This window comes from Actomonas spartinae, from assembly GCF_051209155.1.
Classification (GTDB): Bacteria; Verrucomicrobiota; Verrucomicrobiia; order Opitutales; family Opitutaceae; genus Actomonas.
Genome location: NZ_JBPJGB010000002.1, coordinates 1676221 through 1689469, shown reverse-complemented (window position 1 = coordinate 1689469; position 13249 = coordinate 1676221). Strand labels below are relative to the sequence as shown.

At 62.3% G+C, this 13249-nt stretch carries 11 protein-coding genes; 1 reads left to right on the top strand and 10 read right to left on the bottom strand.

Annotated features, from left to right (window positions below; all coding sequences use genetic code 11):
- Nucleotide 1: 1 nt before the first annotated feature.
- From AC0MRV_RS14535 to rpsP, 9 genes are all read right to left on the bottom strand, one after another.
- A complete protein-coding gene (locus tag AC0MRV_RS14535) occupies nt 2-1312 on the bottom strand; it encodes a TolC family protein (RefSeq protein ID WP_472765215.1) in 1311 nt (436 codons plus the stop codon).
- Nucleotides 1313-1349: 37 nt separating this feature from the next.
- A complete protein-coding gene (locus tag AC0MRV_RS14530) occupies nt 1350-4553 on the bottom strand; it encodes an efflux RND transporter permease subunit (protein WP_472765214.1) in 3204 nt (1067 codons plus the stop codon).
- 45 nt (nt 4554-4598) lie between these two features.
- Entirely contained in the window at nt 4599-5720 is a 1122-nt protein-coding gene (locus AC0MRV_RS14525) for an efflux RND transporter periplasmic adaptor subunit (RefSeq protein ID WP_472765213.1), read from the bottom strand.
- Nucleotides 5721-5749: 29 nt separating this feature from the next.
- The gene (locus AC0MRV_RS14520) at nt 5750-6295 is read right to left on the bottom strand and encodes a MarR family transcriptional regulator (RefSeq protein WP_472765212.1); all 546 of its coding nucleotides are present in this window, start codon (nt 6293-6295) and stop codon (nt 5750-5752) included.
- 193 nt (nt 6296-6488) lie between these two features.
- A complete protein-coding gene (locus AC0MRV_RS14515; protein ID WP_472765211.1) occupies nt 6489-6950 on the bottom strand; it encodes a Dps family protein in 462 nt (153 codons plus the stop codon).
- Between the two features lie 127 nt (nt 6951-7077).
- Nucleotides 7078-9072, bottom strand: a complete 1995-nt coding sequence (gene tkt, locus AC0MRV_RS14510) for a transketolase (RefSeq protein WP_472765210.1) — start codon at nt 9070-9072, stop codon at nt 7078-7080.
- A 182-nt stretch (nt 9073-9254) separates the two neighbouring features.
- Nucleotides 9255-9620: a 50S ribosomal protein L19 gene (gene rplS, locus AC0MRV_RS14505; protein ID WP_472765209.1), complete on the bottom strand. Its 366-nt coding sequence runs from the start codon at nt 9618-9620 to the stop codon at nt 9255-9257.
- The gene (gene trmD / locus AC0MRV_RS14500; RefSeq protein WP_472765208.1) at nt 9604-10302 is read right to left on the bottom strand and encodes a tRNA (guanosine(37)-N1)-methyltransferase TrmD; all 699 of its coding nucleotides are present in this window, start codon (nt 10300-10302) and stop codon (nt 9604-9606) included. Before trmD ends, rplS begins: the two co-directional genes overlap by 17 nt.
- A gap of 104 nt (nt 10303-10406) precedes the next feature.
- Nucleotides 10407-10670, bottom strand: coding sequence for a 30S ribosomal protein S16 (gene rpsP, locus AC0MRV_RS14495; protein WP_472765207.1), 264 nt, complete (start codon nt 10668-10670; stop codon nt 10407-10409).
- A gap of 105 nt (nt 10671-10775) precedes the next feature.
- On the opposite strand from rpsP, the gene ychF reads away from it, so the two are divergent.
- Nucleotides 10776-11876, top strand: a complete 1101-nt coding sequence (gene ychF, locus AC0MRV_RS14490; RefSeq protein ID WP_472765206.1) for a redox-regulated ATPase YchF — start codon at nt 10776-10778, stop codon at nt 11874-11876.
- A 6-nt stretch (nt 11877-11882) separates the two neighbouring features.
- On the opposite strand, the gene AC0MRV_RS14485 is transcribed toward ychF, so the two are convergent.
- Complete coding sequence (locus AC0MRV_RS14485; protein WP_472765205.1) at nt 11883-13178, bottom strand: AGE family epimerase/isomerase; 1296 nt, start codon at nt 13176-13178, stop codon at nt 11883-11885.
- Nucleotides 13179-13249: the final 71 nt, after the last annotated feature.

The window sequence follows — 13249 nt, the reverse complement described above, 5'->3', positions numbered from 1 at the left end:
CTCAGTTCGCAATCAATACGTCACTTTGGCCGAGGGCACGACGCATCGCGGCGGCGGACACGTTGTAGCTGTAGGCGGCCTGCAGCTGATTGTTGCGGGCCTGGGTGAGCGCGACTTGGGCGGACAAAAGCTCGAGTTGCGTGGCCGTGCCGGCGCCATAACGGGCGTTCGCCAGGCGCAGCGCTTCCTCGGCCTGTTCGACGACCTTTTCGGCGGCATCGGCCAGTTCGGTCGCCTCGTTGAGCGCGGACAATGCGCGGCGCACCTCGACCTCGATCGCCAGCGTTGCGTCTTCGAGGGCCAAGCGGGCCTGCTCTTGGCGGGACAGGGCCTGGTTGATGCGACCGCGGGTGGCCTTGCCATCCCAGATCGCCCAGCTGGAGGACACGCCGACGGTCCATCCGTCGAGGGAGTTGTCGAAGCTCTCGGAGAACCCCGCTTTGCGCAGGGCGTAGCCGCCGGAAACATAAACGGACGGCAGACGGCCGGCTTTGGCGATGGTCACGCCGGCCTCCCGAGCCTCGACCAGCTTGGCGAGGCGCACCAGCTCCGGCCGGTTGGCGCGGGCGCTGTCGATCGCGGCGGCCAGATCGTAAGAGACCGGCGCAATCGCCAGGTCACCGACAAATTCGGGAGTGGCCGCCGTCTGGCCCGGGGCCGGTGAGTCGAAGCCGATCGAATAACGGAGCTGGTCGATGGAAATGCGCAGCGCGTTGCGGGCGCGAATGAGCGCCGGCTGCGCGTTGGCCAGTTCAACCTCGGCGCGAAGCACATCGAAGTTGGAGACCGCGCCGGCCTCGAAGCGATTGCGCGCCGTGGCCAACTGTTCCTCGAGCAAATTCACGTTCTGCTCCTGCACCTCGATCTGTTCGCGGGCGAGCAGCACATCGTAGAAGTTGGTGCGGACCTGCAGGAGTTGGTCGTTGATGATCGACTGCAACTCGAGCAGCACGGTTTCCCGCACGACGCGCTGGGCATCGAGCGCCGCCTGCACCCCGCCGCCAGAGTAGACGAGTTGGCGCACGGAAAGCGCGATCGACCAATTCGGATTCTGGCCGGTCGGACCGACAAGGCCGTCGGAGTCGTGACTGTAGCTCGAGTTGAGCGAGACGTTGGGCAGAACCTGCCCTTTCACCTCGACGATGAGGCCTTCCTGCTCGCGGATGCGTTCGCGCGCCTGTCGGATCGCGAAGTTGTTATCGAGCGCGTAGCTGATGGCCGTCGGTAAATCCAGCGTCTCGGGGACCTGGGCCGAGACGGCGGAAGCCAGCACGACCATCGTGGCCAGAGCGCGTTGCGGAAGCGTGAACATGGAACGAAACGAATTCATTGCGGTGAGCGAGCGGGACTCAGGAGTTGGCGGGCTGGAGGTCGCCTTCAACGACTTCATCGTCGGTGTCGGCGGTCCTATGTTCACTGGCGATCAGCATGTAGAAGGCGGGCACGACGAACAGGGTGAAAAAGGTGCCGACGGCCATACCGACCACGAGCACCCAACCAATGCTGTTTCGCGCCGCGGCGCCCGGCCCCTCGACAAAGATGAGCATCATATGACCGAACACGGTCGCGGCCGAGGTCATGAGCACCGGCCGCAGACGGGTCGCGGCCGCGCGGCGAATCGCTTCGGCTTTGGCGACGCCCTGCTCCTGGAGGGAGTTGGCGAACTCGACGATGAGGATGCCGTTCTTGGCGATGAGACCGACCAGCGTGATCAGACCAATCTGGGAATAGATATTGAGCGAAGTCTTCCAAAGGAAGATTGGCAGCATCGCGCCCACCAGCGCCAAGGGCACCGAACCGAGCAGGATGATGAGCGGATCGCGGAAAGAGTTAAACTGCGCCGCCAACACCAGGAAGATGAGGATGAGCGCCAGCAGACCGGCCTGCCAGAGCGCGTTGCCCTCGAGACGGAGCTGGCGCGACTGACCACCGTAATCGATCGTGTAGCCGGCCGGGAGCACCTCGGCGGCTTTGGCTTCGAGTTTGGTCAGCGCCGCATCGATGCTCGGGCCGACGCCCGTGATCTTCACCGCATTGAGCTGTTGGAAACGGTTCAGGGTCCGCGGTTCGACCGTGTCCTTCAACGTGGCGATGGTGGACAGCGGGATGAGCTGTCCCTGTGGACCACGCACATGGTAGTCCAGCAACTGCTCGGGATTAAGGCGCTCGCCACGTTCGACCTGCGGGATCACCCGGTAGCTGCGGCCGTCGTTGACGAAACGGTTCACATAACCGCCGCCCAACATCGAGCCGAGGTCACGGGCGACATCGGTGAGATTGAGCCCCATGGAGGCGACCTTGTCCCGGTCGATGTCGATCGTGGTCTGCGGTAGATCGAACTTCAGATCGCTATCGGCGAAGTAAAAGGTCGGGGCACCGCCGCCCTCGTTGGCCTCGGTGTTGGCGTAGAGCACGAGTTGGTTGGCGTAGTCCATCATCTCGCGATGGTCGTCGGTCGAGCGGATCACGAACTCGATCGGGAACTGACCACCGGCGGGCAACGCGTCGGGCGTGTTGAGAATGACGTTGGCGCCGGCAACCTTTGCCGCCTCTTCCTGCAACGCCGCCTCGATTTCGATCACGCTGCGGCTGCGCTGTGACCACGGTTTGAGCAGCATGCCACCGAAACCGAAGTTGGGCGTCGTGATCTGGAAGGAGGTTTGATACTCCGGCTGCGCCTCATAAATTTTCTGCACCTCTTCGGTGTTCAGCATGGCCTGCTCAATCGTGGCCGTCGGCGACCCCTGGATGATGGTCATGAGCACACCCTGGTCTTCCTTCGGCGCCAGTTCCTTCTGGGCGATCATGAAGAACGGACCGAGCAACAGCATGAAGAGCACGGCCGTGACTGTGATCACCGGCGACCATTGCGGCCGATGGCCCTTGAAGCGATCCGAGGCGTAAACCAGCCAATAAATCGGAGTGAGGAAAAGGCCGAGCAGGATGCCGCCGAACCACCCGAGCGAACGGGTTTCCAGGAGGCCGTCGAGGGTGCGAGCGTAGCGATCACGCACTCGGTCGAAGAGCCGGTTGATCACCCCGGTGAGGCCCTTCTCTTCGGCGTCGCCGCCTTTGAGCATGTAAGCGCTCATCATCGGCGAGAGGGTGAGTGCCACGAAGCCGGACACCGCCACTGCGCCGGCGAGGGTGAAGGCAAACTCGCGGAAGAGCGCGCCGGTCAGACCGCCCTGGAAGCCGATCGGGGCGTAAACCGACGCAAGCGTGATGGTCATTGAAATAACCGGTCCAACCAACTCACGGGCGCCGACGATGGCGGCCTTGATCGGCGTAAGTCCTTCGCGAATGTGACGCTCGACGTTCTCCACCACGACGATGGCGTCGTCCACCACGATACCCACCGCCAGCACGATGGAGAGCAGGGTCAGCAGATTGATGGTGAAGCCCATCACATACATGAGGAACATGGCGCCGATGAGCGACAGCGGCATGGCCACGATCGGAATCAGCACCGAACGCAGGGAACCCATGAAGAGGAAAATCACCACCATGACGATGAGCAGCGTCTCCATGAGTGTGGTCAGGATCTCGCGCAGCGCGTCATTGATGTATTCGGTGGCGTCATACGCCATCTCGGCCTGCAACCCGGCCGGCAGACTGGCCTCCACATCGGGGAAAGCCGCGCGCACGCGCTGAATGACTTCCACCGTGCTCTCGGTCGGCAGCACCCACACGCCCATGAAGGTGGCCGTGGTTCCACCGAAACGAACCTCGGCGTCATAACTTTCTGCGCCGAGTTCGACATCCGCCACGTCGTCCAGCCGGACAATCGCGCCGTTGTGTTGGGCCACGACCATGTTGCGGAATTCTTCCACGCTCTGCAGGTCGGTGTTGGCCACCAGACTCACGCGCAGCATGTTGCCCTTGGTCGCGCCGACGGCGGACAGGGCGTTGTTGTTCACCAGCGCCTGCCGCACCTGCGACGGGCTCAGGTTGCGGGCGGCGAGTTCCTCCGGCTTGAACCAGATGCGCATCGCGTAAACGCGGCCACCGAGGATGTCGGCCTTCTGCACTCCAGGAATGGCCGCAAGGCGCGGCTGAACCATGCGATTCAGGTAATCGGTGATCTGGTTCTGGCTGAGCGTCTCGGAGTAAAAGCTCAGATACATGGAGGCGAACTGGTTGTCGGTCGTCTCCACGCTGATGGTGGGCGACTCCGACTCCGGCGGCAGTTCGTTGCGCACCTGGTCGATCTTGGCGGAGATCTGGGCCAAGGCGGCGTTGGTGTCGTAGTTGAGCCGTAGATACACCCGAATGGTGCTCATGCCGGCGAAACTCTCGGACTCGATGTAATCGATGCCATCGGCGCTGGAGATCGCGCGCTCGAGTTGCGTGGTGATGTAGCCGCGCACGGTATCGGCGCTGGCGCCGAAGTAGATGGTCGTCACGTTGACGACGGCGCTGTCGCTGCGCGGGTATTGGCGGGTGTTGAGCTGGTTGTAGGAAACCAAACCCACCACGAGGATGGCGATGTTCACCACCAGCGCGATCACCGGCTTGCGCACGAAGAGATCGGTAAAGCTGCGTTTAAGCATGGGACGGTGTCAGGTCGAAGTCGGCAGGAGGACGGAACCGAGCGTTCAGCTGTTGTCGGGTTGCGGATTGAGCTCGGCGGCCGGTTGGACCGCGTTGTTCACCTGAATGGCCAGACCGTTGCGCAGTTTGAAAACCCCGGTGGAAGCGATCTCCTCGCCACCGGTCAATCCGGTGGTGATTGCGACCAGATCGCCGCGTTTGGCTCCGAGTGTCACGGGCTGTTGGCGCACGCCCAAGTAGTCCTGCCCATCGGCATCCTGCATCGTTTCGATCACAAAAACCGAGTTGCCGTAGCTGGCGTAGGAAATGGCCGTGGCCGGCACGACCACCACCTGTTCGACCTCGGGCAACACCACCTCCAACTGGGCAAACATGCCGGCGCGCAAACGCTCATCGGAGTTGGGCAAGGTGGCCTGCACCGCGATGTTGCGGGTGGCGGTGTCGACGACGGGATTGATCGCGGTGATACGCGCCGTGAAAACCTCGCCAGGAAAGGCATCCACCATCACGTTGACTTCCTGCCCCATGCCGATGAGCGGGAACTGGCGCTGCGGGATGAAGAAATCGATGTAGACCTCGTCCAGCTTCTGCAGGGGCATCAAAGGCGTGCCGCGGCTGACAAACTGACCGAGATTGACCATGCGAATGCCGACGCGGCCATCGAAGGGTGCGCGGATGGCCTTCTTGGCCAGGGTGGCGTTGATCGCCGCGACGTCGGCGATGGCCTGAGCGTATTGGGCGTTGGCCGTGTCGAGCTCGGCTTGGCTGATGGTGTTCTTTGCGCGCAGTTCTTTGGCGCGATCCAGCTGCAGGCGGGCGAGCTCGGCGCGGGCTTCGGTCGCCTCGAGTTGAGCCTTCTCCAGCGAGGTATCGAGCGTGACGAGGAGATCGCCCTGCTTCACGGCGGCCCCGTTTTCAACCGGGAGCGCGACGATCGCGCCCTCGAGTTCAGCGCTGATGGTGACACCCTGAACTGGCGAGAGGGTGCCGATGGAGGCGATGCGGGGATTCCACTCCTGCTTTTCAGCGACGGCGGAGGCGACGGCCGGGGTGGGTTGCCCCATGTTGGCGGACATCAATTCCTTGATTTGCGCGGCTTTCACGGCGGCGAGGGCCGCGACGACGGCGACGAATCCAAAGATGGCGATGAAGAATTTCTTAATCATGACGACGGGTTGTGAGACTGGAGATAAAGTTAAACGGTCGGGGCCGGCGGCTGGTCCACGGCACCAGCATCCGCGATGCCTTGCCGGACTTTAAGCAACAGACGGAGTAATTCATTGCGTTCTCTGGCATTGAGCGGGGCCATGATCATGGCTACGCGGCGGAAATACCCCGGGAGCAGCTCTTCGGTGAAGGCCTCCCCCTTCGGCGTCAGGTGAACGAGCATGGCGCGGCGGTCACGCGGATCCGGTTCGCGGCGCACAAAGCCATCCTTTTCGAGCGTATCGATCAGGCCGGTCATGGTCGCGCGGGTCACACCCGCCATCTCCGCCAATTCCGCCGGGGCGCGGGGCGGAGCGCGATCACTCCCCTCCTCCACCGTAGCTGAGAGTAGCAGAAGCACCGTGAAGCGGCCGTTGGAAATGTTGTGCTGATTGAGAAAGGCCGATTTGATCGCGAACAGCTCATCCGCCGCGCGCAACAAATTCATAAATAGATTGCCCGCAGCCGGATCCAGATCTGGAAAGCGTTTGGCGCATTCGAGCATGCACTCGTAGCGCGGCAGGTCTTTGAGCATCAACAAGGGCATTGGTAAAATGAGAAGGTGCCTGATAGTTAGCCTCCTAACTATTTCCGCAAGTGGTTTCATCAAATTCTCTGCAAAAACCACGTGACGCCCCCGGCACTCCCGCCGACCGCATACCAAAAACCCCTGCCGGCGATCTCGGTAGGGGTCGGATGAAGTGAATCGGCGGCGCCGCGGGATCAGCTTAAGGTCGCTCGCAGCATCCACGCCGTCTTTTGTGCGCTTGCAGCAAGCCGGTCAGGAAATCGGCCAACATCCTCGTGCTCCTCTTTAGCAAAGGAATGTCCTCCCGTAGGCTGAGGCTGATGGATTCATGGTCGGTGAACAAGTTCTGCAGCATTTCATCGGCGGCCACACGCCCCCGCGGGTCCTCCTTGAGCTTAGCCAACGCCACAAAACCTTCCATGGCGCCGGACGACGGGTGACCAATGGCACGAATGGGTTCGGCGATACCGTGAATTGTCTGCTCCATGCCGGAATAAAGCGGTTCAAACACGACATGCAGGTCGTGAAAACGAGGTCCCTCAAGATTCCAATGATCGTTGCGGGTTTTGCGGGAGAGCACGTGCTCGTCGGCCAAAACCCGACTGAGGGTTTCAGCCACCGTCGTGCGCTGTTTTGCGGTGATGCCGATAGACGTCTTCACGGTGTGCACCCGGCACCGACTTCGCCGGGCGCATTCGATTCGCAAAACAAAGAGGGGAGTTCGCCGTGGCGAACTCCCCTCACCCGATCAGAACCAACTAAACCGGGGATTATTGTAGCTGAGCCTCTCAGCCAAGGGATTGCGCGGCAGCGACGACCGCATCGGCGGTGATACCGAGCTCCTTCATCGCGGTGCCACCAGGGGCGCTGAGGCCGAAGCGATCGATCCCGATCACCTTGCCATCAAGTCCCACGTATTGCGCCCAGAGTCCGGTCACGCCCGCCTCGATGGCAACGCGCTTGCGGCAGCTGGACGGGAGCACTTCCTCGCGGTATTCCGCCGATTGGCGGTTGAAGCGCTCGAAACTGGGAACGGAAACCACGCGCACCGAAGCGCCCAAGGTTTGGGCGGCCGCGATCGCGTGCTGCAGCTCGGAACCGGCGGCGAGCAGGATGTGCGTGAGCGGCTCGGTTTCCTTGACCGCGATATACGCGCCTTGGCTTACGCCACTGCGACGCGTGGCGACGTCGATGTCATTCTGGTTCGGAATCGCCTGGCGGGTGAGCGCGAGCAGCGTCGGGCCGTCCGTGCGAGTGAAGGCGGCGGCGAAGGCGCCGGCGACTTCCTCGGGATCACCGGGGCGAATCACATCGAGATTAGGGATAACGCGGAGACCGGAAACCGTTTCGACCGGCTGGTGCGTCGGGCCGTCCTCACCCACGCCCACCGAATCGTGGGTGTAGATGTAAACCACCGGGAGCTTGGCCAGGGAGGCGATGCGCATCGACGGACGCGAGTAGTCGGCAAACACCAGGAAGGTGGCGCAGGACGGGTGGAAGATGCCGTCGTAAGCGATACCGTTGCTGATACCGGCCATGGCATGCTCACGGATGCCGTAACGGATGTTGCGGCCGGCGCGGTTCTCGGCGTCGAAGTCAACCGAGCTGTTGATGTAGTTCAGCGTGGAGCCGTAAAGGTCCGCGCTGCCCGACATGAGCAGCGGCATGGCTTCGGCGATCGGCTGCAACACGTCGCTGCCCGCCTTGCGGGTGGCGAGCTTGGCATCGGCCGGGAAAACTGGGATCTTCTCCAACAAGTCGGCGGTCGCCGGCGCGGTGCCGCGCGACTCGAGAATCGCAGCCTTTTCCGGATTGGCGGCCGCCCAGGCCTTGTAGGTCTTGTTCCACTTGTTGTATTGGCGGGCGAGGCGCTTCTTGTGGGCGGCGAAATACTCGCGCACCTCGGGGCTCACATAAAAGTGCTCGTCGGCGGGCAGGCCGAGACCCGCGCGGGCGTTTTCGGCAAACTTGGCGCCGCCTTCACCGTGGCCCTTGGAGGTGCCGGCGACTTCGGGGATGCCGCGACCGATCTCGGTTTTGGCGATGATGAGCTGCGGCTTACCGGACTTGGCCTTCTTGGCCTTGTTGACCGCCTTGAGAATGGCCGCGAGATCGTGGCCATCAGGCAACGAGATCACGTCCCAGCCGATCGACTTGAAGCGGGCCACCGCGTTGTCGCTCTGGGTCTTGATGGCCATCGCGTCGAGAGTGACGTCGTTGGAATCGTAGATCACGATCAGGTTATCGAGCTGCTGATGGCCGGCGAAGGAAATGGCTTCGAGGGCCACGCCTTCCTGCATGCAGCCGTCGCCGGCAAGGCACACCACGTGATGGTCGAAGATCGTGTGCTCAGCGGTGTTGAAGTTGGCCTCGGCCATCTTGCCGGAAACCGCGAGACCGACCGCGTTGGCGATACCCTGCCCGAGCGGACCCGTGGTGCATTCGACACCGTCGGTTTCCCCGAACTCAGGATGGCCCGGGGTCTTGGAGTGCAGCTGGCGGAAGTTTTTCAGGTCGTCGCTGGAAACGTTGTAACCCGACAGGTGCAGCCAGCTGTAGATGAACATCGAACCGTGGCCGGCCGAGAGGACAAAACGATCGCGATTTAGCCAACGCGGTTGCGCCGGATTGTGCACCAAGGCGTTGCCGTAAAGCACGGCGCCGATTTCGGCGGCGCCGAGCGGCAGGCCCAAGTGGCCGGAAGAGCACTTGTGGATGGCATCAATGGCCAGACCACGAGCTTGATTGGCAGCAGCGGAGAGGATCTCGGTGTTCAACTTCATGTAACTACAGATGGAGCTAGATAAATCAGCCGGCGAATGCCGGGCCCGCTAGACGACGAGTTGACCGGGACTGGCGCAACGCAGAAGTCCGGTCCAACGTGTGAAAAACAAAAGGCGACCCCTCGCGGGATCGCCCTTAAATGTAAAATGCGCGACGAGTTGACGCGCTTAACTGCAAAGCGTCAGGCTTTTGCAGACTCGTTGCGTTTGGCCTTGATGGCCATAGCCGCCTTACCCTTGCGGTTGCGCAGGTAGTAGAGCCGGGCGCGCATCGGGACGGACTCGCGATCGAGCTCGATCTTGTCGATGTTCGGGGAGTGCAGCGGGAAAACGCGCTCCACGCCCTCGCCGTAGGAAATGCGGCGAACGGTGAAGGTCTCGTGCACGCCGCCGCCCTTGCGAGCGATGACGATACCCGCGAAAACCTGGATACGCTCCTTGTCGCCCTCGCGCACCTTGGTGTGAACGCGGACGCCATCGCCGACCTTGAAGGACGGGATGTCCGACTTCAGCTGCGAAGCGGTGACCTCTTTAATGATGGGATTCATGACGGTAGTTCTTAAATAAATCTGGACGGACTTGGCGGGTCTTCTCGATACGTTGCGCGAGACGCCACTTCTCGATTTCGCCGTGATTTCCCGAGAGCAAAACCTCTGGAACGGACTTACCTCGAAATTCGGCGGGACGCGTGTATTGAGGAAAGTCGAGCAACTTGCCGGTGAAGGATTCGTGCGTCAATGACTTTTCCTCGCCCAATACCCCGGGGATGAAACGAGCCAGGGCATCGATGAGCACCGCTGCCGGAAGTGTCCCATTGGTAAGGACATAGTCACCAATACTGATCTCCTGATCGATAACTTCGTCGCGAATCCGCTGGTCAATTCCCTCGTAATGGCCGCTCAACAACACGAGGTGCTGCTGGGTCGAAAGGTCACGCGCGATTTCTTCGCTGAGTGGAGTGCCATCTGGGGTGAGGTAGATGCGCCGGCAGCCAGGCGATTGCAGGGCTTCGATCGCCGCGATCGCTGGTTCGGGCTTGAGCACCATCCCAGCCCCGCCCCCGAAGGGTCGATCATCGGCCGTGCGATGCTTGTCGGTGCACCAGGCGCGCAGGTCGTGCACCCCCACCTTCAACAGCCCGCCATCCAACGCGCGGCCCAGAATGCTTTCACTCAGAAAGCCATCCAGCATGCGCGGGAACAGGGTGAGCACATCGATGTGCAGCGGCATGGCGAAAAGTGGATTGCGGCGGGTCGAGGGTGGCGAAAACAAAACCGCCCCGGACGAAGCCGGGGCGATTGAAAATCGTAATGGGAACGAACGAGGTCGGGCGATTAGGCCTCGGACGTGGCGTCGGCCGACTTTCGGGCCTGCTTGATCAGCGACTTCGCGGTGTCGGTCGGCTTGGCCCCCTGGCTGACCCAGTAATCGGCGCGCTCCACATTCAGGGTGAGCTGTTCGCTCTTGGCGCGAGGATTGTAGGTGCCGAGGATTTCGGTCGCCCGGCCGTCACGGCGGGAGCGAGCCTCCGCAACCACCACGTGGTAAACGGGTGCGTGCGTCGTGCCGATGCGGGAAAGGCGGATTTTGAGAGCCATGGAAGTGTTTCTAAAACGGTCTAGTTGTTTGCGAAAAGTTGAGAAATGCACCGCCCGACAAATGGCTTGTCAAGCCCCGACTCCCCAGAGTCTGCTCGGCACTTTATGAAAGCCGGAATCGTCGGTCTGCCCAATGTAGGCAAGTCTACTCTCTTTAACGCGGTCACCCGCTCCCGCAAAGCGGAAGCGGCCAACTACCCGTTTTGCACCATCGATCCCAACGTGGGCGTCGTGACGGTGCCGGACGCCCGCCTCGCCGTGCTGCAGGGGATCGCCAAGACGCAGGTGGTCATCCCGGCCGCCATCGAGTTCGTCGACATCGCCGGTCTCGTCGCCGGTGCCTCCAAAGGTGAAGGCCTGGGCAACCAGTTCCTCGCCAACATCCGCGAGGTCGACGCCATCATTCATGTGGTCCGCTGTTTCGAGGACGACGACATCATTCACAACATGGGGTCGGTTGACCCGGTGCGCGATATCGAGGTCATCACCACCGAGCTTATCCTCGCCGACTACGAGGCGGTGACCAAACGCATCGAGAAGTGCACCAAAAAGGCCCGCGGGGGCGACAAGGAAGCCCAAGCCGAGCTCGCCCTGCTCCAGCGCCTCGAACCGCACCTCAACGACGGTAAACCCGCCAACCTGCTCGAGGTGGATGAGGTTGAAGCGAAGATTCTCCGTCTGTTCCAACTCCTCAGCGCCAAGCCTGTCCTTTACGCCTGCAACGTCGCCGAGGACGACCTCGCCGACGCCAATGCGAATCCCTTTGTGCAAAAGGTCGCCGAGTTCGTGCGCACCCACCACGACGCCGCCTACGTGCCGATCAGCGCCAAAATCGAATACGAGCTCATCGACCTTTCGCCCGAAGAGGCCAAGGAGTTTCTCGCCGATCTCGGCGTGAATGACTCCGGCGTGTCGATGCTGATCCGCGAGGCCTACGCCCTGCTCGGACTGCAGACCTACTTCACCGCTGGCGAAAAAGAAGTGCGCGCCTGGACAATTCCGGTCGGTTGCAAAGCCCCGCAGGCCGCCGGCGTGATTCACACCGATTTCGAGAAGGGCTTCATCAAGGCCGAGGTCGTCGCCTATGACGATCTCTCGTCGCTCGGCAGCGTGGCCGCCGCGCGTGATGCCGGCAAATACCGCCTCGAGGGCAAGGAATACATCTTCAAGGACGGCGACGTCGCGGTGTTCCGCTTCGCCAACTGAATCCCACTACTCCCTGGCCCGCCTTTTACTCGCGCCGCCTCCCGTCAACGGGGGCGGCGCGTTGCTTTCCAACATCTCGATCTGCAGGATCAAGCTTCGCGGCAAATGGAAAGGATCCTTCACCGGCAAGGCAATGGTTCCGCTCAACGGCTGCAGATCCCGCCGCAGCTTCTGCCGCCACTCTCCGCGCTCCCAATCAACGTAATGTTCAAGGCACAAGCGCCACAGTCGGGCGTAATGATTCACCCAATACGCTTCGCCGCCACCTTGCCATGCCAACAGGCTGGCGACCAGCGCCTCCGCCTGCGGCCACCACAACTTCGTGTCGGCAAAAGCCCAGGCGGTGTCCGCCACCGGTCTCCCCGCCCCGTCCACCGCCAGCAACAAACCACCGCCGCCGGCTCCGTCCCAGCCAAGCTCCAGATGTCGGCGCATCGCTCGCCGGATAATCTCCGCCGAGATCTCGCCACCTCGCGCCAAACCGCGCCGCACCACGTCCTGAAACCACAGCCCTTCGATCGCATGGCCGGGCACTGTCACCTCGCCGACTTCCCCGTCGCCTTTTCCACCCCCGACGCGCGTCGTCTCCAATATCCGCTGCTCCATCGGATCGTGAAAATCGGACCAAACCTGATCCGCAAAACGCATGGCGGCATCCGCGTAAACTTCGCCGCCGCCCGCCGCCGCCAACGCAGCCAGTTTCAGAGACCAAATCATCGGCACGCCGTGCGGCTGATGTCCGGCGGGAATGGGATACGGGAAGTGAGCCCAACGCGATGGCGGTTCCCGCAAATGCGCCAGGGCCGCATCCGCCGTGCGCCGGGCCAAGTCCAACCAGTGGGATTCACCGCTTGCCGTCGCGAGCTCGCTCAGACCATACACCGCGAAGGCATCCACGTAGATGCTCTCGTGTCCACGCAGCACCCGCCCGTCCGGCGACACCACCAGCGCCCACCCGGGCGCATCCTCCACCCACCCATGACGCGCGCAAAATTCCGCGAGCAGCCGCGCCCGTTCCAGCCAGATCTTGTCGCGGTCGATTGTCTGGTAAATCCGCGCGCATACCCACACCGCCCGCCATTGGCTCCACAACCAGCGATCGTCGGCCAGCACCCGGCCCGCATCGTCCACACAGGTTGGCAGCCCACGCCCCGCGTCGCTCCACAGCGGTTCCCAGAATGGCAGCACCTGTTGCCTCAAATGCTTCCGCAACCATCCCGCCATCGGTCCCCGATCGCCATCGGCGAGCGCCGCCAATGCCTCTTCGCATCGCGCCTTCGACTGCATCGCCGCCTCGTTCATCGCGTTGGAAGTGCGGCACAAACCGGCGCGCCGCCAGTCCGAAAATCACCTTGGGCCGGGAATGAATTTTC